At 66.9% G+C, this 21,634-nt stretch carries 20 protein-coding genes; 7 read left to right on the forward strand and 13 right to left on the reverse strand.

Annotated elements, in window-relative coordinates:
* The first annotated feature begins 97 nt into the window (after positions 1 to 97).
* A complete protein-coding gene (locus ACQR13_RS07500) occupies positions 98 to 724 on the forward strand; it encodes a peptidoglycan recognition protein family protein (RefSeq protein ID WP_315749652.1) in 627 nt (208 codons plus the stop codon).
* A 222-nt stretch (positions 725 to 946) separates the two neighbouring features.
* Here the strand turns inward: ACQR13_RS07500 and ACQR13_RS07505 are convergent, their stop codons facing one another.
* The 4 genes from ACQR13_RS07505 to ACQR13_RS07520 all read right to left on the reverse strand — a co-directional run bounded on the left by ACQR13_RS07505 (position 947) and on the right by ACQR13_RS07520 (position 4,450).
* Positions 947 to 1,267 carry a hypothetical protein gene (locus ACQR13_RS07505; RefSeq protein WP_315749650.1) on the reverse strand — a complete coding sequence of 107 codons (321 nt, stop codon included), beginning with the start codon at positions 1,265 to 1,267 and terminating at the stop codon, positions 947 to 949.
* Positions 1,268 to 1,323: 56 nt separating this feature from the next.
* Positions 1,324 to 2,043, reverse strand: a complete 720-nt coding sequence (locus tag ACQR13_RS07510; RefSeq protein ID WP_315749648.1) for an alpha/beta hydrolase — start codon at positions 2,041 to 2,043, stop codon at positions 1,324 to 1,326.
* Between the two features lie 175 nt (positions 2,044 to 2,218).
* Entirely contained in the window at positions 2,219 to 2,686 is a 468-nt protein-coding gene (locus ACQR13_RS07515; protein ID WP_315714530.1) for a hypothetical protein, read from the reverse strand.
* A gap of 231 nt (positions 2,687 to 2,917) precedes the next feature.
* Positions 2,918 to 4,450, reverse strand: a complete 1,533-nt coding sequence (locus ACQR13_RS07520) for an acyl-CoA carboxylase subunit beta (protein WP_009027335.1) — start codon at positions 4,448 to 4,450, stop codon at positions 2,918 to 2,920.
* A gap of 125 nt (positions 4,451 to 4,575) precedes the next feature.
* On the opposite strand from ACQR13_RS07520, the gene ACQR13_RS07525 reads away from it, so the two are divergent.
* The gene (locus ACQR13_RS07525) at positions 4,576 to 5,007 is read left to right on the forward strand and encodes a DUF4260 domain-containing protein (RefSeq protein ID WP_315749647.1); all 432 of its coding nucleotides are present in this window, start codon (positions 4,576 to 4,578) and stop codon (positions 5,005 to 5,007) included.
* A 30-nt stretch (positions 5,008 to 5,037) separates the two neighbouring features.
* Here ACQR13_RS07525 and ACQR13_RS07530 read toward each other — a convergent pair whose 3' ends face one another.
* Entirely contained in the window at positions 5,038 to 8,178 is a 3,141-nt protein-coding gene (locus ACQR13_RS07530) for an efflux RND transporter permease subunit (RefSeq protein ID WP_315749646.1), read from the reverse strand.
* 24 nt (positions 8,179 to 8,202) lie between these two features.
* Complete coding sequence (locus ACQR13_RS07535; RefSeq protein WP_316192723.1) at positions 8,203 to 9,384, reverse strand: efflux RND transporter periplasmic adaptor subunit; 1,182 nt, start codon at positions 9,382 to 9,384, stop codon at positions 8,203 to 8,205.
* Between the two features lie 738 nt (positions 9,385 to 10,122).
* Here ACQR13_RS07535 and ACQR13_RS07540 point away from each other — a divergent pair.
* Together ACQR13_RS07540 and ACQR13_RS07545 are read left to right on the forward strand one after the other, a co-directional pair.
* Entirely contained in the window at positions 10,123 to 11,094 is a 972-nt protein-coding gene (locus ACQR13_RS07540; RefSeq protein WP_316225300.1) for a dienelactone hydrolase family protein, read from the forward strand.
* A gap of 100 nt (positions 11,095 to 11,194) precedes the next feature.
* Positions 11,195 to 11,680 carry a hypothetical protein gene (locus tag ACQR13_RS07545; RefSeq protein WP_315714534.1) on the forward strand — a complete coding sequence of 162 codons (486 nt, stop codon included), beginning with the start codon at positions 11,195 to 11,197 and terminating at the stop codon, positions 11,678 to 11,680.
* A 197-nt stretch (positions 11,681 to 11,877) separates the two neighbouring features.
* On the opposite strand, the gene blaOXA is transcribed toward ACQR13_RS07545, so the two are convergent.
* From blaOXA to ACQR13_RS07565, 4 genes are all read right to left on the reverse strand, one after another.
* On the reverse strand, positions 11,878 to 12,696 hold the full coding sequence (gene blaOXA, locus ACQR13_RS07550; RefSeq protein ID WP_434862712.1) for an OXA-1091 family oxacillin-hydrolyzing class D beta-lactamase: 819 nt from the start codon (positions 12,694 to 12,696) through the stop codon (positions 11,878 to 11,880).
* 85 nt (positions 12,697 to 12,781) lie between these two features.
* Complete coding sequence (locus ACQR13_RS07555; protein ID WP_315714536.1) at positions 12,782 to 13,063, reverse strand: EscU/YscU/HrcU family type III secretion system export apparatus switch protein; 282 nt, start codon at positions 13,061 to 13,063, stop codon at positions 12,782 to 12,784.
* Complete coding sequence (locus ACQR13_RS07560) at positions 13,060 to 14,709, reverse strand: flagellar hook-length control protein FliK (RefSeq protein WP_434843444.1); 1,650 nt, start codon at positions 14,707 to 14,709, stop codon at positions 13,060 to 13,062. The genes ACQR13_RS07555 and ACQR13_RS07560 overlap by 4 nt, the downstream gene beginning before the upstream one ends.
* A gap of 61 nt (positions 14,710 to 14,770) precedes the next feature.
* Entirely contained in the window at positions 14,771 to 15,553 is a 783-nt protein-coding gene (locus ACQR13_RS07565; RefSeq protein ID WP_315749639.1) for an ATP12 family chaperone protein, read from the reverse strand.
* Positions 15,554 to 15,642: 89 nt separating this feature from the next.
* Here ACQR13_RS07565 and ACQR13_RS07570 point away from each other — a divergent pair, with 89 nt between their 5' ends.
* Both ACQR13_RS07570 and ACQR13_RS07575 read left to right on the forward strand, forming a co-directional pair.
* Positions 15,643 to 16,083, forward strand: coding sequence for a hypothetical protein (locus tag ACQR13_RS07570; RefSeq protein WP_315749638.1), 441 nt, complete (start codon positions 15,643 to 15,645; stop codon positions 16,081 to 16,083).
* Positions 16,084 to 16,144: 61 nt separating this feature from the next.
* The gene (locus ACQR13_RS07575; protein ID WP_315749636.1) at positions 16,145 to 16,318 is read left to right on the forward strand and encodes an RNA polymerase sigma factor region1.1 domain-containing protein; all 174 of its coding nucleotides are present in this window, start codon (positions 16,145 to 16,147) and stop codon (positions 16,316 to 16,318) included.
* A 15-nt stretch (positions 16,319 to 16,333) separates the two neighbouring features.
* Here the strand turns inward: ACQR13_RS07575 and ACQR13_RS07580 are convergent, their stop codons facing one another.
* Entirely contained in the window at positions 16,334 to 17,716 is a 1,383-nt protein-coding gene (locus ACQR13_RS07580; RefSeq protein ID WP_316202169.1) for an RluA family pseudouridine synthase, read from the reverse strand.
* A gap of 105 nt (positions 17,717 to 17,821) precedes the next feature.
* Here ACQR13_RS07580 and ACQR13_RS07585 point away from each other — a divergent pair, with 105 nt between their 5' ends.
* Positions 17,822 to 18,769: an alpha/beta hydrolase gene (locus ACQR13_RS07585; RefSeq protein ID WP_316202170.1), complete on the forward strand. Its 948-nt coding sequence runs from the start codon at positions 17,822 to 17,824 to the stop codon at positions 18,767 to 18,769.
* A 109-nt stretch (positions 18,770 to 18,878) separates the two neighbouring features.
* Here the strand turns inward: ACQR13_RS07585 and ACQR13_RS07590 are convergent, their stop codons facing one another.
* Together ACQR13_RS07590 and ACQR13_RS07595 are read right to left on the reverse strand one after the other, a co-directional pair.
* Positions 18,879 to 20,213 (reverse strand): replication-associated recombination protein A, encoded by a 1,335-nt coding sequence (locus ACQR13_RS07590; RefSeq protein ID WP_316202171.1) that lies wholly within the window; start codon positions 20,211 to 20,213, stop codon positions 18,879 to 18,881.
* Complete coding sequence (locus tag ACQR13_RS07595; RefSeq protein WP_315749632.1) at positions 20,210 to 21,604, reverse strand: DegQ family serine endoprotease; 1,395 nt, start codon at positions 21,602 to 21,604, stop codon at positions 20,210 to 20,212. The genes ACQR13_RS07590 and ACQR13_RS07595 overlap by 4 nt, the downstream gene beginning before the upstream one ends.
* Positions 21,605 to 21,634 lie beyond the last annotated feature (30 nt).

Here is a 21,634-nt window from a genome sequence, read left to right on the forward strand (position 1 = left end):
TGCCGATCGTCCAGCTTGGGCCGCCCTGACCATTGTCCAGGCATTCCTAATAGCACCCGGATACGCTCTATTCGACTTCAGACCCGAAGGAATGGCCATGGGGAAGCAGCTCGTTTTGTTACTCGCCCTCGCTGCAACGCTTTCGAATTGCAGCGCGACCGGTACCGAGCGGTCCTTTGCTGACCGAAACCCCGATGTTCAGGGCGTGCAGCCGGAGATCGTGTCGCGCGAACAATGGGGAGCGAAACCGGCAAATGGTGGAATGACAGCCCAGACTGTCATTGGCATAATTATACATCATACGGGCGTTCGCAGTAACAACTCGACAAGCATCGAGGCGAAGATGCGCGGCTTGCAGGCATTCTCGCAATCGCCAGGTCGAGTCTCACCATCAAAGTCAAAACCATCCTGGCCCGATGTACCTTATCATTTCTACATCGACGCAAGGGGCTCCATCGCTGAGGGACGGGATGTAAGGTTCGCCGGTGACACTAATACGGGCTACGATCCTAGAGGTTACATTCAGATTGCTGTCGAGGGTGACTTCGAACATGAAGTGGTACGCCCAGGGCAAAGAGAAGCATTGCGAGGCCTATTAAAGTGGCTCTTAATTCGTTGGAATCTTCCAACGTCCAGCGTCACCATCCACAAACTTCATGCCCCTACCGACTGTCCCGGGCGGAACTTGATACCCGAAATTGAAGCAATCCTGAAGGAGATATAGACCGGTTGACGATTTTGCTGGCGGGCCTCGACCGCGTGAGATCATCATTTCCGAAAGCGCCGAGAGCATCCAGCACGCCGTACGAGCGAGACAATTGCTAGGTTGTTGAACACCTGCTCGGCCATTGCGCGGATGCTGAAGGAAATTCATCTCCGATTGCGAGCATTTGGTGGCCACTCGCGAATTGATGGCTACCGCAGCTCGATGAGAATGCACCCAAAGTCAAGAATCAACTGGAAATCCGTCCGCCAGTACGAAGCTTTCGCGCGTCCGCGTCACGTCGGGCCAGTCGCGATTGAAGTCGGCGATCAGGCGCTTCATCTCGTCGCCGCCGACGGCGCGCTCCATCGCATCGATGGCATCGAACTGATACATCGCCTGATGCACCGCCGGGTCAGCGAGGCTCCAGACCCGCCACGCCTTGCGCACGCCAAAACTCCTGATCGCGTCGGGCAGATGAACGTCGCGATACCAGCGATCGAACTCATCGCGCCGGGCGGGATCAGGCAGGGTCGCGCGAACGACGAAAATGGCTGACGGCATCGAGTTTCCTCCGGACCATGTTGGTGTTGTCGCTGAGTCTACCTGCAATCGGCCGCTCAGCGAAACCCTGCGGCCAGGCCAACCACCTGCCCGTCGAGCCCGTTGAAGCCGTGATGGCCGCGCGCCTGACAGGGATCCCCCGCCTCCGCGCCGCCCGACAGCCACTTCACCCGCGCGCGGCCGCTCGACCATCTGATGAATGGATCGACGCCCGCCGGCAGCGTGAACTTGCAGCCGTCACTGGTGTGATGAATGACCAGCGTCCGCGGCAAGGCGGAGGGCGAGCCAAGGATCGACATCACGTTCGAGGAGCTGCCGGACTCCGGGCTGAGGAAGCCCGAAGTCAGCACCAGCGCATCCGGCCGGGCACCGCGGGCAATGCCTTCCGCGGCGCGCAACGTGCCGCGGCTGGTCCCGATCACCGTCACCGGCCGCTTGATCGCGGCCATGTAGTCCACCGCGGCCTTCAAATCGGTGCTGGCGTCCGCGACCATGACGGCGAGCCCGCGGGCGGCATAGGCGTTGCGCGTGCGCACCAGCTGGTTGCCGAGCAGGCCGTGAATGTCGCCGCGATCGCCGACATTGATGGCGCCGTCGCCGCCGGGCAGCAGGATCACGCTGGCGCGCACCGAGGCCGGCCTGATCAGGGCGACGCGGGAGCCGCCGATCGTCACGGTCTCATCGGCGCCGGCGGCTTGAGCGGCGGCGGCCGATATCATCAGCGCCATGCAGATGCGCACGATCAAAAAACGCGACCTCGCCGTCGTCTCGATCATTGGAGCCTCCCCGCGCCGACTCGCGCGATGACGGGAGACTATCAGAATCAACGAGGCCCGGAGTGCCTAGGAGTCCGGGCCTCGTCACCTCGCGACCTCGCGCGAGCGAGGCCGGTCGGTATTTGATGAAATCTAGCGCCGGTTCACACGGGTCGCATTGAGCTGGCTCAAAACGTCAGTAGCAGCGGGTGATCGTGACGGAGTGATCGCCGCCGCGGCGTCCCGGCACCGTCACGGTCTGCATCGGGCAGCTCGACACATAGGGGCGATCCGACGGCACGACGTTCGGCGGAAAGCGGTGGACCCAGTCCCACGGGACGTCGTAGGTATAGGTGTAGCGCACATCGGCCGATGTGTGCTCGGGGATCTGCTGCGGCACGGGCTCGCCATAGCCGCCATAGGCGAACGCGCCGGCAGCCGGCAGATAGGAACGATAACCGCGGTGGTGGTGACGGACGAAGGGCCGCACGCCAGGCGCCGGCGGGACGACTTGGCTTGCCCCCGCCTGACCGGCGGCCACGGGCGCAGCCACGGCAACGCCAGACCGGGCCGACGCGGCCTCGGAGGAGAACACCAGCGCGGCGGCTGCCGCGCAGACGACCAGAACTCTGGAATTCCGATATGCCGATGTTCTAACAGCCATGATACGCGACCCTACTCTTCTGACCCATCAGCGATCGACAAAGGCTAGGCCAGCGGCCCAGTTCCCGCAAACCCTTCGTTAAAGGTTAGTTAAGCCGTAAGCTTAACGCCAGGGGCGAAAACGGCGCAGATTGCCGCGCCGATCCGGCGGCAGCGCGCGGCGGCCGCCAGACTTCGTCAAATACGACGGCGACCCGCCGGTGCGCCGCCCTCCCTGCTCTTCAACCGCCGCTCACAACGGCAGATTGTCGTGCTTCTTGGCCGGCATCTCCATCTTCTTGTCACGCAGCATGGCGAGCGCACGGGCGATGCGGCGGCGGGTGGAGTGCGGCATGATGACGTCGTCGATGTATCCGCGCTCGGCAGCGATGAACGGCGACAGGAAGCGGTCCTCGTATTCCTTGGTGCGCGCGGCGATCTTCTCCGGATCCGCCATGTCGGCGCGGAAGATGATCTCGACGGCGCCCTTGGCGCCCATCACCGCAATCTGCGCCGTCGGCCAGGCGTAGTTCATGTCGGCGCCGATCTCCTTCGAGGCCATGACGTCGAAGGCGCCGCCATAGGCCTTGCGGGTGATCACGGTGACGAGCGGCACCGTGCATTGCGAGTACGCGAACAACAGCTTGGCGCCATGCTTGATCAGGCCGCCATATTCCTGCGCGGTGCCCGGCAGGAAGCCCGGCACGTCGACGAAGGTGACGATCGGGATGTTGAAGGCGTCGCAGAAGCGGACGAAGCGCGCGGCCTTGCGCGAGGCGTCGCTGTCGAGCACGCCGGCCAGCACCATCGGCTGGTTGGCGACGAAGCCCACGGTGCGACCGGCAATGCGACCGAAGCCGGTGACGATGTTCTTGGCGAAGCCTTCCGCGATCTCGAAGAAGTCGCCCTCGTCGACGACCTTCAGGATCAGCTCCTTCATGTCGTAGGGCTTGTTCGGATTGTCCGGGATCAGCGTGTCGAGCGACATGTCGACGCGCTCGATGTCGTCGAAGCTCGGCCATTCCGGCACGCCGTCGGAGTTGTTCGACGGCAGGAAGTCGATGAGGCGCCGCATTTGCAGCAGGGTCTCGACGTCGTTGTCGAAGGCGCCGTCGGCGATCGAGGAGCGCGTCGCATGCACCGAGGCGCCGCCGAGCTCCTCCGCGGTCACGACCTCGTTGGTGACGGTCTTCACGACATCCGGGCCGGTCACGAACATGTAGCTGGTGTTCTTCACCATGAAGATGAAGTCGGTCATCGCCGGCGAATACACGTCGCCCCCGGCGCACGGGCCCATGATCACCGAGATCTGCGGGATCACGCCGGACGCCAGCACGTTGCGGCGGAACACGTAGGAATAGCCCGCGAGCGCCGCGACGCCCTCCTGGATGCGGGCGCCGCCGGCGTCATAGAGGCCGATGATCGGCGCCCTCGCCTTCATCGCCATGTCCTGCAGCTTGGTGATCTTCAGCGCGTGGGTCTCGGACAAAGAGCCGCCGAACACGGTGAAGTCCTTGGCGAACACAAAAGTCTTGCGGCCGTTGACGGTGCCCCAGCCGGTGACGACGCCATCGCCCGGGACCTTGGTCTTCTCCATGCCGAACTCGGTCGAACGGTGCTCGACGAACATGTCGAACTCCTCGAACGAGCCCTTGTCGAGCAGCAGCTCGATGCGCTCCCGCGCCGTCAGCTTGCCGCGTGCGTGCTGCGCCTCGATGCGCTTCTCGCCGCCGCCGAGCTTGGCGCCTTTGCGCCGCTCCTCGAGGGTGTCCAGGATGTCCTTCATGCGCTTCCCGCCCGTTCCCGATGTCGTGACTGTTGGCGGCCTTCTATCACGGCTATTTCGGAGCCGGAAAGCCGCTTTCGGCCGTGCCGCCCCTCCTCCCACAGTTCGGAATTGGAAGCAGAATCATGGATATGGCCGCTCAACCGGATCTGGTCACTGAGCCTGCCGGCACATCCCATGGCGCCGTCCATGGCGGCCCGCGCCTGCTGCTGCGGCTCGAAGGGCTGGCGCTGGCCGCCGGCGCAGCCGCCTTCTATGCCCACCAGGGCGGGTCGTGGTGGCTGTTCGCGGCGCTGTTTCTGGCCCCGGACACCAGCTTCGCGGCCTATCTCGGCGGACCGCGCGTCGGCGCGGTCGTCTACAATGCCGTCCACAGCACGCTGGCGCCCGCCGCCCTGCTCGCCCTCGGACTCCTGGCCGGACAACCGCTGGTCACGGCGATCGCGACCGTCTGGCTTGCCCATATCGGCGTCGACCGCCTCGCCGGCTACGGTTTGAAATATGCCGACGGCTTCGGCTTCACCCATCTCGGCCGGATCGGCCGGGCCGCGGCCTGATCGGACGGCGCGTCCCCTGCACGCCCCGGATCAGTGCGCGGCCGACGGCAGCTCCCGGTTCGGCGTCGCCGCGGCCGGCTTGTCGCGGGTGAAGAACCGGATCACCACGACGAAGAACACCGGTACCCAGAGCACCGCGAGGAAGGTCGCCGTGATCATGCCGCCGAGCACGCCCGTGCCCAGCGCCTGCTGGCTCGCGCCACTCGCCCCCGTGGCGATCACCAGCGGCACGACACCGAGGATGAAGGCCAGCGACGTCATGATGATCGGCCGGAAACGCAGCTCGCAGGCGGTGACGGTGGCCTCGATCAGGGGCATCCCGCGCGCCCGCAGGTCCTTGGCGAACTCGATGATCAGGATCGCGTTCTTCGCCGACAGGCCGATGATGGTGATGACGCCGACGGTGAAATAGACGTCGTTCGGCAGGCCGCGCAGCCAGGCCGCGGCGACCGAGCCGATCAGGCCGAGCGGCACGGCGAGCATGACCGCGAACGGGATCGCCCAGCTCTCGTACAGCGCGGCGAGGCAGAGGAAGACGAACAGGATCGACAGCCCGAGCAGGAACGCGGCCTGCGATCCCGCAAGCTTCTCCTGCAGCGACTGGCCGGTCCAGGCGTAGCCGAAGCCCTTCGGCAAGGTGCCCATCAGCCGCTCCATCTCGGCGATCGCGTCGCCGGAGGTGTAGCCCGGCTTGGGATTGCCGGTGATGCGGACCGACGGGTAGCCGTCGAAGCCGACGACCTGGGTCGGCCCGACCACCCATGACAGGCGGGCGAAGGAGGAGAACGGCACCATCTCGCCGGCCGTGTTGCGCACGCTGTAGGTCAGCAGGTCCTCCGGCTTGAGGCGCTTGTCCTCATTGGCTTGCACGATCACGCGCTGCATGCGGCCGAGATTGAGGAAGTCGTTGATGTAGCTCGAGCCGAGGCTCGTCGACAGCGCGCCGTTGATGGCCGCGAAGGTGACGCCGAGCGCGGCCGCCTTGGCACGGTCGATCTCGAGACGGACCGAGGGCGCCGGCGGCAGCCCCTCGACGCTCAGCTTGCCGAGCACGGGCGAGTTCGCCGCGGCCGCAAACAGCGTATCCTTGGCCGCCATCAGCGCATCATAGCCGCGCTGCGAGCGATCCTGCAGGCGGAAACTGAAGCCGGAGGTGTTGCCGAGATTGTCGATCGGCGGCGGCGCCAGCACCGACACCTCGGCATCACGGATTTTCGCGAACTGCGGATTGAGCTTGGCGATCAGGGCGTCCGCGCTCTGGGCCTTGTTGCGCTCCGACCAGTCCTTCAGCGTCACGAAGGCCTGCGCGGTGTTGGCGCCCTGGCCGTAGAAGCTGAAGCCGGCGACGAACGACACCGTGTCGATGCCGGGCGTCGCGACCAGCTTCTCGTTGACCTCCTGCAAGATGTCGAGGGTCCGGTTGGCGCTGGCATCGGCGGGCGCCAGCACGTCGACCATGACGAAGCCCTGGTCGTCCACCGGCAGGAAGCCGCCGGGCATGCGCCAGAACGAATAGCCGAGCCCCGCCAGGATCAGTGCATAAACGATCATGAAGCGTCCGGCGCGCGCCACGATCCAGCGCGTCGCCTGGCTGTAGCGGTTGGTCGCCGCGGCAAAGCGGCGGTTGAACCAGCCGAAGAAGCCGCGTGCGGCGTGGCCGTGCCCCTTCTCGATCGGCTTCAGCAGGGTCGCGCACAGCGCGGGCGTCAGCGACAGCGCGAGGAACGCCGAAAAGCCGATTGACACCACCATGGCGGCGGAGAACTGCTGATACATGATGCCGACCGAGCCCGGGAAGAAGGCCATCGGCACGAACACGGCCATCAGCACCAGCGTGATGCCGATCACCGCGCCGGTGATCTGATCCATCGCCTTGTCGGTCGCCTCGCGCGGCGGCAGCCCCTCTTCCGCCATGATGCGTTCGACGTTCTCGACCACGACGATGGCGTCGTCCACGAGGATGCCGATCGCGAGCACCATGCCGAACATCGTCAGCACGTTGATGGAGAACCCGAGCGCGAGCAGCACGCCGCAGGTGCCGAGCAGTGCGATCGGCACCACGATGGTCGGGATCAACGTGTAGCGGATGTTCTGCAGAAACAGGAACATCACCAGGAACACCAGCACGACGGCCTCGCCCAGCGTCATCAGCACCTTCTTGACGGAGGCCGCGATCACCGGGGTCACGTCGTAGGAGACTTCGTACTTCACGCCCGGGGGAAAGAACGCGGCAAGCTCCTCCATCCGCGCCTTGACTGCCTTGGAGGTGGCGAGCGCATTGCCGGCCGGCGCCAGTTGCACCGCGACCGAGGCGGCCGGCTTCCCGTTGAGCCAGGACGAGAACGCATAAGAGAGACCGCCGACCTCGATGCGCGCGACGTCCGCAAGCCGCACGGCCGAGCCATTCAGGTTGGCGCGCAGCACAATGTTGCCGAACTCCTCCGGCGACTCGAGCTGGCCCTTCACCAGCACGGTGTTCTGCACCCGCTGGCGGGTCGGCGACGGCTGCACGCCGAGCTGGCCGGAGGCGACCTGCGCGTTCTGCGCCGCGATCGCCTGATCGACGTCCTGCGGCGTGAGACCGAGGCCGAGCAGCTTGTCGGGATCGAGCCAGATGCGCATCGCGCGCTCGGTGGCGAACAGCCGCGCACGGCCGACGCCGGGCAGCCGGCGCAGCTCGGGCAGCACGTAGCGCGTCGCGACGTCGCCGAGCCCGATCTCGTCGAGACTGCCGTCGGTCGAGGTCAAGGTGACGAATTGCAGGATGGCGCTGCTCGCCTCGAGAATGACGATGCCCTGCTGCCGCACCGCCTCGGGCAGGCGCGGCTCGATGCGCTTGATGCGGTTCTGGACGTCGACGGAGGCGAGGTCGATGTCGGTCCCCGGCTTGAACGAAGCGAGGATCTCGACCTCGCCGGTGGTGTCGCTGGTCGATTCGTAGTTCAGGATGCCGGCGGCGCCGTTCAGCTCCTCCTCGATCAGGCGCGTGACACTGTAATACAGGTTCTCGGTCGACGCGCCGGGATAGGCGGTCGAAATCGAGATCGAGGGCGGCGCGATGATCGGATACTGCGCGACGGGCAGGAACGGAATCGACAGCACGCCGGCCAGGCAGATGAAGATCGCCACGACCCAGGCAAAGATCGGACGTGCGATGAAGAAGCGCGACATGACAACCTCCGGGCCGTGACTGCGTCAGTTCGAGGCGGACGGCTTGTCGGAGCCGGAAACCTTCCAGGGCACGGCTGTGACGGCACTGCCGGGCGCCACCTTCTGGACGCCGTCGACGACGACGCGCCAGCCGGGCTTGAGGCCATCCTCGATCAGGACGCCGGAGGCGAGCGTGCGCCCGGCACGTACCGGCTGAAGGGTGGCGCGGCCTTCGTCATTGACGACATAGACGGCGCTGCTGCCCGACGTCGTGCGCTGCACAGCCTGCGCCGGGACCACGATGCCGTTGGTATCGATCGCCTCCTCGATCTGCACCCGGACATACATACCGGGCAGCAGCTCGCCTTCGGGATTCGGAAACTCGCCGCGCAACGTCACCTTGGCGGTGCCCGGATCGACGCTGACGTCGGAGAACAGCAGGCGCCCTGCATGCTTGTAGATTGAGCCGTCGTCCAACACGAGGCGGACGCGCGCCGCGTCAGGCGCAACGCTCTTCAGCCGCCCTTCCGCGAGATCGCGCCGCAGTTCGTTCAGCTCGGCAACCGACTGGGTGAAGTCGGCATAGACCGGATCGAGCTGCTGGATGGTGGCGAGATGAGTCGTCTCGTTGGGATTGACCAGCGCGCCTTCGGTGACCAGCGCACGGCCGATGCGGCCGCTGATCGGCGCGCGCACCGTCGCCCAATCAAGATTGAGCTGCGCCTGCGCGACCGCGGCCTTCTGGGCCGCAACGTCGGCCTCGGCCTGGCGCTCGGAGGCAACCGCGAGCTCGTACTGCGCCTGGGACGTGGCCTGGCCGGTCAACAAGGTCTTGAGGCGGTCTTCCTGGCGATCGGCCTGATAGAGCACGGCCTCCGCCTTGGCGAGCGCAGCGCGAGCCTTGTCGAGCTCGACTTGGAACGGCGCCGGATCGATCCGGTACAGCACGGCGCCTGCCTCGACGAGCGCACCCTGCTCGAAGCTGCGCTCGACCACGATGCCGCTGACGCGCGGCCGCACCTCGGCGATCCGCATCGACGTGATCCGCCCCGGCAGGTTCTTGGTCAACGTCACCGGCGCCGCTTCGACCGTGATCACGCCGACCTCGGGCGGGCTCGACGCTTGGGAGGCACCGGAGCCGTCACGGTCGCTGCATGCTGCAAGCGTGAGAAACGAGACCGCACAGATCGTCGCGCCCGCCGAACGGATCAATTGCTCTCTCAGCATGAAGTCCATCTTGTTACGTCGCCGGCGCGCATGGATGCTGGACGATTATCGAGGACATCGGATCGCCGAGGATCCGCCGCCCGTCTTCCAGATCGTCGCTCACCAACTCGGCGCGTCGTATGCCACCGTCGCGAGCCGGCGAACGTTCGTGCGCTCCTCATAGGCGAACTGATAGCTGCAATCCAGAATTTTTCCGCAACATGCGGCGACTGCGACAACTGCGCACCATGTATCATCGCAGAAGTCTGCAAGGATGCTGGGCGATATGTCGCGCTTTGCTTCCCGGGCGTTGATGCGGAGTCCGAAAGGCACGAAGAATCCGCAACGACACCGAAAGGATAATGGATCACCCGCAAGTCGGATCACGCGACGCTGACGGTCGATGATCGCCTCGTCCTGATCACGTTACCGGGCGCAGAGGCCGCGATCGCCAAACGGTCGCACGAGCGCCGCGTGATCAGCATACCGCTCTCCGCCGGGCTGCCCGCCCGAGCAACGCACATGCCCCCTCGATCCGTTGTCCACCATGCATCTCACGGGATGGTTTGACAGCGCCATGATCGCTCGTTCTACTTGGTTGCAAAGCCGCGCCACAAGCGGCGAGCCAGGAGGACGGTCATGGAGCGACACCATGGTAGCGCGCCGTTGGCGCTTGCCGCGCGCGCCTGTTTCTGTCTCAGACGCGTATCGCAGACCACCGCTGGACCAGCGCGGCGTTCGGCAGCAACGGCGGTGGTCATGATGCTGCTCGCTGCACTCGGTCCTGGGCTCGGCGGCAGCGCGAGCGCGCAAGGCATCACCAAGGACGTGCCGGCCCGGGTCGAGATGTATCCGATCCCCTCGCTCACGCTATCTGACCGGCAGTTCCTCTCCGGCGACGACGGCGGCAAGCCGGTCACCGTCGTCGGCGAAATGCGCGTGGCGCAGGGCAGCGGCAGGCTGCCGGTGGTGGTGCTGATGCACGGCTCGGGCGGCGTCGGCGCCAACATCGCAGCCTGGAGCCGCACCTTCAATGCAATGGGGATCTCGACCTTCGCGATCGACGGCTTCACCGGGCGCGGCATCACCGCGACCAGCACCAACCAGGCCCAGCTCGGCCGGCTGAACCTGATCATGGACATCTATCGTGCGCTGGACGTGCTGGCGAAGCATCCGCGCGTCGATCCCGAGCGCATCGTGCTGATGGGCTTTTCACGCGGCGGACAGGCGGCGCTGTATGCGAGCCTCCAGCGCTTCCACAAGCGCTGGAACAATTCCGGGCTGCAATTTGCCGCCTACATCCCGTTCTATCCGGACTGCTCGACGACCTACCTCGGTGAGACCGACGTCGTGGCGCGGCCGATCCGGATCTTTCACGGCGGACCGGACGACTACAATCCGGTGCGGACCTGCAAGGCCTATGTCGAGCGGCTGAAGGCAGCGGGCCGCGACGTCGCGCTGACCGAATATCCGGACTCGCCGCACGGCTTCGATCTCGGCCTGCTCGGCGCCAACATGCTCGCCGTCGCGCCGAAGGCGCAGACCGTGCGCAACTGCCACATCAAGGAGAGCGACGGCGGGATGCTGATCAATGCCGACACGCAGCAGCCCTTCACCTATCAGGACGCCTGCGTCGAGTTCGATCCGCATGTCGGTGGCAACCCCGCCACCGCGGAGGCCGCCCGCCAGGCGGTGACGGATTTCCTGCGCGCACTGTTCAAACTGTCGTGAGCAAAAATAGAACGATTTGGATCAATTCTTGAGGTGACAGGTCGAACGCATCGGGTCTTGCTGCGTTGTCGCTCACTTTTCGACGATGAAACGGAGCCCGATGATGCGCGCCTCTCGCCTTGCGATCCCAACTTTGCTGACCGCCCTCGCCTTGGGCGGCGCGGCCCATGCGGCGCCTGCCGCGCCGTTCCGGGGGCTGGAGGGCTCCTGGACCGGCGGCGGCGTGATCAGCATGTCCGACGGCAACCAGGAGCGGCTGCGCTGCCGCGCGGCCTATGACGTCGGCGGCGCCGGCGAGCAGCTCCGGCTCAACATCCGCTGCGCGAGCGACAGCTACAACATCGACCTCTCCAGCGACGTCGCCTATCGCGGCGGCGAGATCTCGGGGCAATGGAGCGAATCGAGCCACAACGCATCCGGCACGATCGAGGGCCGCGCGGTCGGCAACCGCATCGAAGCCCAGGCGCGTGGGCAGACGTTTTCCGCCGGGCTGTCGCTGACGACGCAGGGACGCCGACAGACCGTGTCGATCCGCCCGGCAGGCACGGAGATCAGGGGCGTCGACCTGGAGCTGGCGCGGAGATAGGCCACCAACAACTCCGCGTCATTGCGCGCGAAGCGGCGAAGCAAAGCGATCCAGAATCCCTCGATGACTCTGGATTGCTTCGTCGCTTCGCTCCTCGCAATGACGACAGTGTCCTGGTCCTTGAGGAACTCACGTTCGCTGATCCCGGATATCGCTGCGCTCATCCGGGCTACGCCACGACATCACGGCAGTTCGATTCACATCGCGCCGATGTCTTTCAGGCACGCCTGCGTCAGCGTCATCCGAGCCTCGACGTGGCGCGGCTCCGGGCAGTCCATGTTGAGCGCGAACACGGTCGGCTGATCGCCCTTGTCGACCCAGCCGACCATCCAGCCGAGCGACCCCTGCTCCTTGCCGAGCAGTCCGGACTTGAAGTGAATGACGGCATCGCCGACCTTGGTCACGGGGATGATGTCGCGGGTCAGATCCTGGCTGCGCTTGGAGACCTGAAGCGCGCCACGCCTGAGGCGATCGATGAAATCGACCTGCTCGACGGGATCGATGCGAAGCGCGCCGGTCAGCCAGAACTGGTCGATGCCGCCGCCGATGTCGTGATTGCCGTAGTCGAGCTCCTCGAGATATGTCTGCATCCGCTCAGCGCCGATGCGGCGCGCGATCTCCTGATAGACCGGCACGGCGGAGACCGCGATCGCGCTGCGCAAGGTGTGGTCCTTGTTCCAGGCCTCGATCGATCTCGAGACGCCATCCCACTTGAACACGTCCTTGTCGGGATCCTCGACGACGCCCGTCTCCAGCGCGATCAGCGAGTTCGCGATCTTGAAGGTCGAGGCCGGCAGCCTTGCCTCGCCGGAGCGATCGGTGTCGCTGGCGATGACGAGATATTCCTCGACCTTGTAGGCCAGGAAAGTCCCCTTGGTGCCTTCGTCGGTGAAGCGCTTGGCGAGATCGCCGCGGATCTCGTTGCGCGGCGGCGCGACATGCGCGAATGAACGTGCGGGCAGCAGGCTGGCGCCGGTCATCAGGGCGAGCACGTGGCGGCGGCTCATCATGGGCATCGCGAATTTCTCCGTCGTCGTCGGCTCCTCCCTATCACAGGGCGGTGACGACCGACGCATGACGGAGATCACAAATGCGGCGCGCTCAGCGCATCGGCCGCGACAGGTTGAGCACGAACACCAGCACCTCGGCGACGGCCTTGTAGAGCTCCTCCGGGATCTCGTCGCCGAGCTCGACATTGGAGAGCGCGCCGGCCAGCACCTCGTTCTCCTCGATCGGGATGTCGTGCGCCTTCGCGACCTCGATGATCTTGGCGCCGATCGTGCCCTTGCCCTTGGCGACGACGCGCGGCGCGCCCTGGCCCTTGTCATAGTGCAAGGCGACGGCGAGCTGGGTCTTGTTGGCGGCCTTCACCTCGATGCTCATAGCGCGCGATCCAGGAAATGGCCGGCCCTGGGCGGCATCGCCGCCGGCGGCGAGCCGTCCTGCACCACGAGATCGCCCGGCGAGAGCTCGGCACGGCTGAGGGCCTGGCTCAGTTCGGAGAGACCGGCGCGCAAGCGCGCGGCGGTGACCGGACGCTCGGCCCACATCCGCACGGAGGTGCGCTCGGCGCTGAAGCTGATCATCGCATGCACCGGGCCGGCCGGCTCGACGTCGAGCGAGAAGCGCGCCCGCCAGACGCGCTTGGCGGCGTCCGGCGATTGCGTGCCGCCGTCGCGCGAGATCTCGAACTGCGCCATGGCCGTGCCCTGCGGGGTAGCGAAGGGAATCTCGAAGTTCCAGCGCGGCGGCGCGGGATCGGTGCGCGCGGTCGAGGCGTCCGGGCGATCCGGCAGCGACGCCACCTGCAGCAGGGTCTGGCGCGACAGCGCCTGGTCGGTCTCGTCGAGCAGGCGGTGCGCGATCGCCGGCAGCGGCGTGTCCGGGCCGAGCGTCGGCGTCGCCACGGCCTGCGGCATCGGTGCAGCCCCGCGGAACGGCGGCGGCGGCGTGTTGGTGCGCACGACCATATCGGCGCGGCCATTGGCGTTGCGTCCGGGAACGAGGCCGGCGGCGCGCGGAATCTGCTGCTGCGCTTCCTGCAGCACGGCCAGCACCGTGCCGGGCGTGAGCGACTGCGCCTTGGCGCCCGTCAGGGCCTCGATCAGCGCCGAGCCGGTGAAGCCGGCAGACGCGGCGTCGGGCCGCCCCATTCCCGTGGCCCAGGGCTGGGGCGGCAGCTCGATCTCGATGTCGGGCACCAGCGAGGGTGCGCCGCTCTGTTGCTGCGCGGCGGCGGCGCGGCCGGCCTCGGACAGCACCGAGGCGTAGGAGCCACCGGGCGACGGCTGCGTCGACGCCGCCATGCCGGGCTCGGCGGTCTGCAGCACCGTCGCCAGCGTCTGGCGCAGCACGATCAGCGCCGCCTTCAGGTCGGGCGTGCCGGCACCGGCGGCGCCATTGGCGAGCGAGGATTCCAGGAACAGGCCGGAATGCTGTACGGCGTTCTGCACATCCTCCGCGGTCAGCGCCGGCGATAGCTGGGTCTGTTGCGCCAGCACCTGGGCCACGGCGGCGCGCAAGGCCGGTGGAAGGTTCGGCGAGTCGGCGACGGCCTGGAGATCGGCGAACAATTGGCCCTGGCTGCCCTGACGGGTCGCCGCCTCCTCGCTGGCAATCGACAATGCGAGCCGCTCCATCCCGGTCAGCGGATCCGGCGGCGGAGGCAGCCCCGGCGCCAGCCGGCCGGTGACGTCGACGACGGTGGCGGCCGGCGTCGGGGTGCCGGTGGTGCCAGCGGCAGCGCTGCCGCCCTGCCCGACGATGGCGAGCTGCAGCCCTTGCGCGGTCTGCGACACGGCGACCTGCACCGTCTGGCCGGCCTGCAGCGGCAGCTCGCTCGCGAGCTCCATCGACAGGTTTCCGATCGCGACTTGGACCAGATTCTCGGCGAGCACCTGCTGCACCCTGGCGCTGACCAGTGCGCCGGCCTGCAGCGTGGTTGCTGCCGCCACCGTGGTTCCGGCCGGCGAGCTGCCGACGCCGCGGACGGCGCTCACGGAAGGCGACGGGGTGACACTCTGGACCATGCGCGTACTCGGGTTACGCGCACAGCCTATCGGTTGCCCCTAAACCCGGCGTTAACCGGCCTCAGAGCGCGGCGTCGACCGCCTGGAGGATGCGGACGGCGGCCTCGTAGTCGATCTGCTTGGCGGCGCGGCGGCTCATCGCCTCCTCGTCGGCCCCCCATTGCGCGACGTTCCAGTCCTCGTCGACATGGGCTGCCGCCCAGATCTGGCCAGGGTCGCGCACCCCATGAACCAGCGCCAGCGCCAGCAGCGCCGAGCCGGTCAGTGTGGTGACGACATGCGCCGCCGCCACCGTCCACGGGCCGGTCGGCAGCGCACCGCGCGCCGCCTGCACCGCAGCCTCCGGTTGGGTCACATGCATGATGCCTTCGGACAGGATGAAATGCGCGCCGAGACTATCGCGGGCCCAGTCCAGCACCGGGTCCCAATGCTCGGCCTCGCGCGCGACCAGCCCCTCAGGATGGCCGGCCCGGTAGAACAACAGGTCCGATTGGAGATATTTGGCAATGTCCTCGCGCACGTCATCGGTGCGGTCGACCACCGACTGCACGACGCTGTTGGCGAACCGCGTCAGCGGCATCGTGGCGGGGTCGATGTTCTCACCCTGGGCCTGCCACTCGGCGGCCACGGCCGCCGCCAGCTCCCCGGCGGGAACGATGACGACGCGCCCCGACGGCGTGCGGATCGGCCGGCCGTCGAGGGTCACGTTGAAGCCGCCCTCGGCGGCGGCGGTCCCGGCCTCCTTGTAGAAGCGCTTGCGCAGCGGCGTCCGCATCGCCTGGCGCGCCGATTCCTGCGGATCGAGCGGCGACCGGCCGACGACGTCGTCAAACAGTTCACGCATCAGAATTCCAGCCCTCTCGCGGGATGATCACACGGGATCCGTTGTTTTCGCGGTAGATAAGCCCTGTCCGCCTGAAATGCGAGCTGCCGATGCGTCCCCTGCTCTCCGCTCTCGTCCTGCTCGGCAGCACCGTCCCGGCCGTAGCCGGCTTCCGCACGCCGGAATCGCTGGTGCGCAACGTCTATGCGCATTACGGCCGGGGCGCGCCGGAGCTCTCCGCCGGGCTGCCGCGGACGGCCGAGGTCGCACGGCAGTTCTTCGATCCGAGCCTCGCCAGGGCCTGGACGGCGCCGCGGCGTGAGCCCTACGATTTCCTGGTGCAGAGCCCGCGCTGGAAGCTCGGCCCGGTCGCGATCTCGATTGTGCGCAGGCAGTTCGACAAGACCTATGTCGCCGCCAGCTTCGACAACCAGGGTCACCGCGTGACGATGAACTTCATCGTGGTCAAGGGGCCGGACGGCTGGGTCATCCTCGATGTCGAAACCCCGCACGATTCGCTCACACTGTTCCTGCAGCAGTTCCGGAACTGAAGGCCGCAGCGGAAACCGATTCTCCTCCCCTTAAGCAGAGGCTGCAAAGAGGAGGACGACCATGAACATGCCGGAGATCGTTCGCCGGCTGATCGCGATGAGCGAGCAGGATGGCAAGATCACCTTCGACGAGTTGAACGCGCTGTGCGGATGGGACATGCCGCCCGAGGATATCGAAAACATCTTCTGCGCGCTGCGGGACGCGGGCATTCAACTCGTCGAACAGAGAGGCTGAGCGCTCCGGAGCCGCTCACTCCTCCGGCGCGTTCTCGATCGGGTCGAAGCGGTCATGCTCGAGGCCGAGCAGGTTCCACGACTGCAGCATGTGCGGCGGCAGCGGCGCGGTGGCGTCGATGAACCCGCCGCGCGGATGCGGGATGACGATGCGGCGCGCCAAGAGATGCAGCCGGTTCTGCAGGCCGCCGGGCAGCGCCCAGTTCTCGATGTTGAAATATTTGGGGTCGCCGACGATGGGGTGGCCGATATGGGCCATGTGCGCGCGCAACTGATGGGTGCGCCCCGTCACCGGCTTCAAGGACACCCAGGCGAGCTTGTTGGCCGAGGCCTCGACCACGGCATAGTAGGTCACGGCGTGGCTGGCGCCCTCGTCGCCATGGGCGGCGACGCGCATGATGGTGTCGTCCTCGCTCTCCTCCTTGGCAAGATACGTGGAGATGCGGCCCTGCTTGGGCTTGGGCACGCCCGCCACCAGCGCCCAGTAGATCTTGCGCGCGGAACGGCTGCGGAAGGCGCCAGTCAGATGCGTGGCGGCGAAACGGGTCTTGGCGATCAGGAGGCAGCCGGAGGTCTCGCGGTCGATGCGGTGCACGAGCCGCGGCTTCTGGCCCTTGGCGTCGCGCATCACCTCCAGCATCTGGTCGATGTGGCGGGTCATGCCGGAGCCGCCCTGCACCGCGAGCCCGGCGGGCTTGTTGAGGACGAGCACGTCGTCGTCCTCGTACAGCGTCATCGCCTTGAGGCTCTCCAGCGTCTTTCGCTCGCCCTCGGAGAGGCCGGCGCGCTCCTTCGGCGCATCGAGCTTGAGCGGCGGAATGCGCACGCTCTGGCCTTCCTCCAGGCGGTCCTTGGAGTCCGCGCGCTTGCCATCGACGCGCAACTCGCCTTTGCGGACGATGCGCTGGATGTGGGAGAACGACAGACCGGGGAAGCGCGCCTCGAGGAAGCGGTCGACGCGCATGTTGTTCTCGTCGGCCGTGACCACCACGGTCTGCACCTTCGTCGGCAGCAACGGCGTCTCCGGCTCGACCTTCTTCGGCGGCGGCGCCGCAGGCCTGCGCTCGGCATGCTCCGAGCTGAACCGCGCCGGCTTGCCGGCGCCGGCGCGCTTGGCCGGCGGCTGTTTGCGCGGCGCGAAGCTGTCGCGGCGATCCTCTCCCTCGGCGCGCGGCGCACGGCTGCGCTCGGCTTTGCCGCGCCCGAAATCGCCGCGCGGTGCCGCCTCGCGGTCACCGGCAAAACGGTCGCGCCGCGGCCGCTCGGCATCGGGACGCTTCGCAGACTCACGCTTGGCCGCGGCGCCTGCGCTGCGGGCCGCCTCGGCCTTCGGCCGCTCGCTGCGGCGATCGGTCGGGCGATCGGATCGGGTCTGGGTTCGCTTGATACGGCGGCTCATGGCAGGTTGCGTATCTCAAAAGCCACTGCCAGTCACGGCGAAATCGCGATAAATCCGCTTGTGAGTCGGCCCCTTGGGCCATCGATACTGATCGGAGCGAATCGAATGACGCTCACGCGACTGGGCTTGGCGATCCTGGCAGCCACGCTGGCGACGACCGCCACGCAGGCGCAGCAGAGCCCGATGCCCGACGACATCGCCTGGAAGCTGATCGAGATGGGTCGGGTCATCGCCCCGCCGAAGACCGCCGCGATCTACGCGCCGCTGCAGGCCAAGGAACCCTACACCGGCGTCAAGGTGCAGCGCGATGTGAGATACGGCACGGCCGAACGCAATCTGCTCGACGTCTTCACACCGGATGCCCCGGCCCCGCCCCGGCCCGTGCTGATCTTCGTGCATGGCGGCGCCTTCATCGGCGGCAACAAGCGCACCACGCCGGACGGCCCGTTCTACGACAACATCATGCTATGGGCGGTGAAGAGCGGCTTCGTCGGCGTCGACATCACCTACCGCCTCGCGCCGAAATTCCCCTGGCCTGCCGGCGTCGAGGACGTCGCCAGCGCGGTGCAATGGGTGGTCGCCCATGCCGCCGAGAACGGCGGCGATCCCGCGCGCATCTATCTGATGGGCCATTCGGCCGGCGCGGTGCACGTCGCGACCTATGTCGCGCATCCCGAATTCCACAAGGTCGCCGGCGGCGGCCTTGCGGGCGCGATCATGGCCTCGGGCGTCTACGACCTCACCGCGACGCCGCTTGGCGACCAGGAGATGGCCTATTTCGGCACCGATCCCTCGCGCTTCAAGGAGCGCTCGTCGCTATCAGGCCTGCAAGCCTCGAGTCTGCCGCTCATGATCGTCTCCGCCGAGCTCGACCCGCCGCGCTTCGTCGAGCAGTTCGACCTGTTGAAGCAGGCCGCCTGCAAACGGCCATCCGGCTGCGCCCGCGCGGTGATGCTGCCGCAGCACAGCCACATGTCCGAGGTGTATGCGATCAATACCGAGGACGACCGACTGACGCGGGAGATCGCGGAGTTCGTACAGAGCGGGAAGTAGTTGATGGTCACTTGGCATAGCGGTCTCCGAGTCAGGCGTCCGCAGGAGAGCTCGGTGTTTCCCAGCAAGCGGGCCGAGGTGAACCGAGCAAGCCGCAAGGTCAGCGATCCTACCCGCCCCGCTCCTTCCGCAGCTTCGCCCAATAATCCAGCCGTTTCCTGATCTCGCGCTCGAAGCCGCGCTCCGGGGGATCGTAGAACTGCTGGCGGCCGAGGGCGTCGGGAAAGTAGTCCTGTCCCGAAAACGCGTCGGGCGTGTCGTGGTCGTACTGATAGCCGGTGCCGTAGCCTTCGCTCTGCATCAGCTTGGTCGGGGCATTCAAGATGTGCTTGGGCGGCAGCAGCGAGCCGCCCTCCTTCGCCACGCGCTTGGCTGCGCCGAACGCCTTGTAGGCGGCGTTGGATTTCGGCGCGGTCGCCACATAGATCACGGCCTGCGCGATCGCGAGCTCGCCTTCGGGTGAGCCCAGGAAATCATAGGCGTCCTTGGCGGCGTTGGCGATCACCAGCGCCTGCGGATCGGCGAGGCCGATGTCCTCCACGGCCATGCGCACGATGCGACGGGCGAGGAACAGCGGATCCTCGCCGGCGTCGAGCATGCGGGCGAAGTAGTACAGCGCGGCATCGGGATCCGAGCCGCGCACCGATTTGTGCATGGCCGAGATCAGGTTGTAGTGGCCGTCGGCGGACTTGTCGTAGATCGGCGCGCGGCGCTGCAGGATGTCCTGCAGCTGCACCGCGTTGAAGATCTCGTCCTTGCGCGCCGAGCGCCAGACCTCCTCGGCGAGCGTCAGCGCGGCGCGGCCGTCGCCGTCGGCCATGCGGATCAGCACGGCGCGCGCCTCGTCATCGAGCGGCAGCTTGCGGCCCTCGACCGCCTCTGCGTTGCTGTAGAGCTTCTCGATCGCGGCGGCATCGAGCGAGTGGAACACCAGCACGCGCGAACGCGACAGCAGAGCGGCGTTGAGCTCGAAGGACGGGTTCTCCGTGGTCGCGCCGACCAGCACGACGGTGCCGTCCTCCATCACCGGCAGGAAGGAATCCTGCTGGGCGCGATTGAAGCGATGCACCTCGTCGACGAACAGCAGTGTGCCCTGCCCGGTCTCGCGTCTCGCGCGCGCCGCGTCGAACACCTTCTTCAAATCGGCGACGCCGGAGAACACCGCCGAGATCTGCTCGAAATGCAACTCCGTGGCGTCGGCCAACAGCCGCGCCACGGTGGTCTTGCCGGTGCCGGGCGGGCCCCAGAAGATCAGCGAGCCCAGCGTGCGCGTCTCCAGCATGCGCGTCAGCGCGCCATCGGGCCCGAGGATGTGATCCTGCCCGACGACGTCGGACAGCTTGTGCGGGCGCAGCCGCTCCGGCAGCGGCCGTGGCGCATCCTGCTCCATCCCCGCCGCAGCGAAGAGGCTCGGGCCTCCCTGCTGGGGACGCTTCGGGCTCATCCGCCGAGCGTGACGTTGATCTGCTGGCCGCCGCGCAGCACGGTGATGCGCCAGATGCGGGCGGATTCGCGCGAGGCCTTGTCGAGGTCGGCGGTCTTGGCGATCTTCTGGTTGTTCACGGCCATGATGACGTCGCCCTTCTGGAAGCCGACATTGGCGGCGGTGGTGCCGTCGCCCGGCTCGAGCACCACCACGCCCTCGGTGTCGGCATCGAGGTGCAGCTCGTCGGCGACCGCCGGCGAGATGTTGGCGACCTTCGCGCCCTGGAATGGCGAGCGGCCGTTGATGACCATCTCGTTGCGCCCGGTGTCCGGTGCGGTCTCCAGCGCGACCGCGACCTTCACCGGCTTGCCGCCGCGTTGCACCTCGATCTGCGCAGTGCCGCCGAGCGGACGGGTCGCAAAACGGTAGTCGAACGCGTTGGGATCATCGACGGGCTGGCCGTCGATCGACACGATCAGGTCCGACGACTTGATGCCCGCCTTCGCCGCCGGGCTGTTCGCGACCACCGAGGCGACCAGCGCGCCGGTCGGCGAGCGCAGGCCGAGGCTCTCGGCGATCTCGGGCGTCACCGCCTGCAGCCGCGCGCCGAGCCAGGGGCGCTTCACCGCCTTGCCGCCGCTCTTGGCCGAGGCCACGACGACGCGCACCATGTTCGCGGGAATGGCAAAGCCGATGCCCTGCGAGCCGCCGGACTTGGAATAGATCGCGGTGTTGATGCCGACCAGACGGCCGTTGATATCGACCAACGCACCGCCCGAATTACCGGGATTGATCGCGGCATCGGTCTGGATGAAGAACTGATAGTCGGTGATGCCGACCTGCGTGCGCGCCAGCGCCGAGACGATGCCGTGCGTCACGGTCTGGCCGACGCCGAACGGATTGCCGATCGCCAGCACGATGTCGCCGACCAGAAGATCATCGGAGTTGGCGAGGTCGAGGGTCGGAAACTGCTCCTTGGTGCCCTTCAGCTTGAGCACGGCGAGATCGGTACGGCTGTCCTTCAGCACGATCTCGGCCTCGAACTCGCGCTTGTCGGCGAGCGAAACCTTCACCTCGTCGGCGCCCTCGATCACATGCACGTTGGTGACGACGAGACCCGACGCATCGATCATCACGCCCGAGCCGAGCGAGCGCTGCATCTGCTCCTGCGGCCCGCCCTGCAGACCGAAGAAGCGGCGGAAGATCGGATCGTCGAGAAAGGGATTGCGGTTCTGCACCACCTTGGCGGCGTAGACGTTGACGACCGCCGGCTGCACGCGCTGCACGATCGGCGCATACGACAGCCGCAGCTCGGCCTGGGACTGCGGCACGCGCCGGTCCTGCGCCGCCAGCGGAGACGCGGCCAGCAGAGACAGCAGCAGGACCAGTGTGGAGCGAATCAACGACATGCGAACAATCCTGGGAAATGACGGTTTCGA

Origin of the sequence: Bradyrhizobium sp. HKCCYLRH3059 (assembly GCF_051168035.1) — a bacterium.
Classification (GTDB): domain Bacteria; phylum Pseudomonadota; class Alphaproteobacteria; order Rhizobiales; family Xanthobacteraceae; genus Bradyrhizobium.

Excerpts from the sequence above, each read along its gene's own strand:
- ACQR13_RS07500 (WP_315749652.1), top strand. The coding sequence starts at position 98 with ATGGGGAAGCAGCTCGTTTTGTTACTCGCCCTCGCTGCAACGCTTTCG.
- ACQR13_RS07505 (WP_315749650.1), bottom strand. The coding sequence starts at position 1,267 with ATGCCGTCAGCCATTTTCGTCGTTCGCGCGACCCTGCCTGATCCCGCC.
- ACQR13_RS07510 (WP_315749648.1), bottom strand. The coding sequence starts at position 2,043 with ATGATCGAGACGACGGCGAGGTCGCGTTTTTTGATCGTGCGCATCTGC.
- ACQR13_RS07515 (WP_315714530.1), bottom strand. The coding sequence starts at position 2,686 with ATGGCTGTTAGAACATCGGCATATCGGAATTCCAGAGTTCTGGTCGTC.
- ACQR13_RS07520 (WP_009027335.1), bottom strand. The coding sequence starts at position 4,450 with ATGAAGGACATCCTGGACACCCTCGAGGAGCGGCGCAAAGGCGCCAAG.
- ACQR13_RS07525 (WP_315749647.1), top strand. The coding sequence starts at position 4,576 with ATGGATATGGCCGCTCAACCGGATCTGGTCACTGAGCCTGCCGGCACA.
- ACQR13_RS07530 (WP_315749646.1), bottom strand. The coding sequence starts at position 8,178 with ATGTCGCGCTTCTTCATCGCACGTCCGATCTTTGCCTGGGTCGTGGCG.
- ACQR13_RS07535 (WP_316192723.1), bottom strand. The coding sequence starts at position 9,384 with ATGCTGAGAGAGCAATTGATCCGTTCGGCGGGCGCGACGATCTGTGCG.
- ACQR13_RS07540 (WP_316225300.1), top strand. The coding sequence starts at position 10,123 with ATGATGCTGCTCGCTGCACTCGGTCCTGGGCTCGGCGGCAGCGCGAGC.
- ACQR13_RS07545 (WP_315714534.1), top strand. The coding sequence starts at position 11,195 with ATGATGCGCGCCTCTCGCCTTGCGATCCCAACTTTGCTGACCGCCCTC.
- blaOXA (WP_434862712.1), bottom strand. The coding sequence starts at position 12,696 with ATGCCCATGATGAGCCGCCGCCACGTGCTCGCCCTGATGACCGGCGCC.
- ACQR13_RS07555 (WP_315714536.1), bottom strand. The coding sequence starts at position 13,063 with ATGAGCATCGAGGTGAAGGCCGCCAACAAGACCCAGCTCGCCGTCGCC.
- ACQR13_RS07560 (WP_434843444.1), bottom strand. The coding sequence starts at position 14,709 with ATGGTCCAGAGTGTCACCCCGTCGCCTTCCGTGAGCGCCGTCCGCGGC.
- ACQR13_RS07565 (WP_315749639.1), bottom strand. The coding sequence starts at position 15,553 with ATGCGTGAACTGTTTGACGACGTCGTCGGCCGGTCGCCGCTCGATCCG.
- ACQR13_RS07570 (WP_315749638.1), top strand. The coding sequence starts at position 15,643 with ATGCGTCCCCTGCTCTCCGCTCTCGTCCTGCTCGGCAGCACCGTCCCG.
- ACQR13_RS07575 (WP_315749636.1), top strand. The coding sequence starts at position 16,145 with ATGAACATGCCGGAGATCGTTCGCCGGCTGATCGCGATGAGCGAGCAG.
- ACQR13_RS07580 (WP_316202169.1), bottom strand. The coding sequence starts at position 17,716 with ATGAGCCGCCGTATCAAGCGAACCCAGACCCGATCCGATCGCCCGACC.
- ACQR13_RS07585 (WP_316202170.1), top strand. The coding sequence starts at position 17,822 with ATGACGCTCACGCGACTGGGCTTGGCGATCCTGGCAGCCACGCTGGCG.
- ACQR13_RS07590 (WP_316202171.1), bottom strand. The coding sequence starts at position 20,213 with ATGAGCCCGAAGCGTCCCCAGCAGGGAGGCCCGAGCCTCTTCGCTGCG.
- ACQR13_RS07595 (WP_315749632.1), bottom strand. The coding sequence starts at position 21,604 with ATGTCGTTGATTCGCTCCACACTGGTCCTGCTGCTGTCTCTGCTGGCC.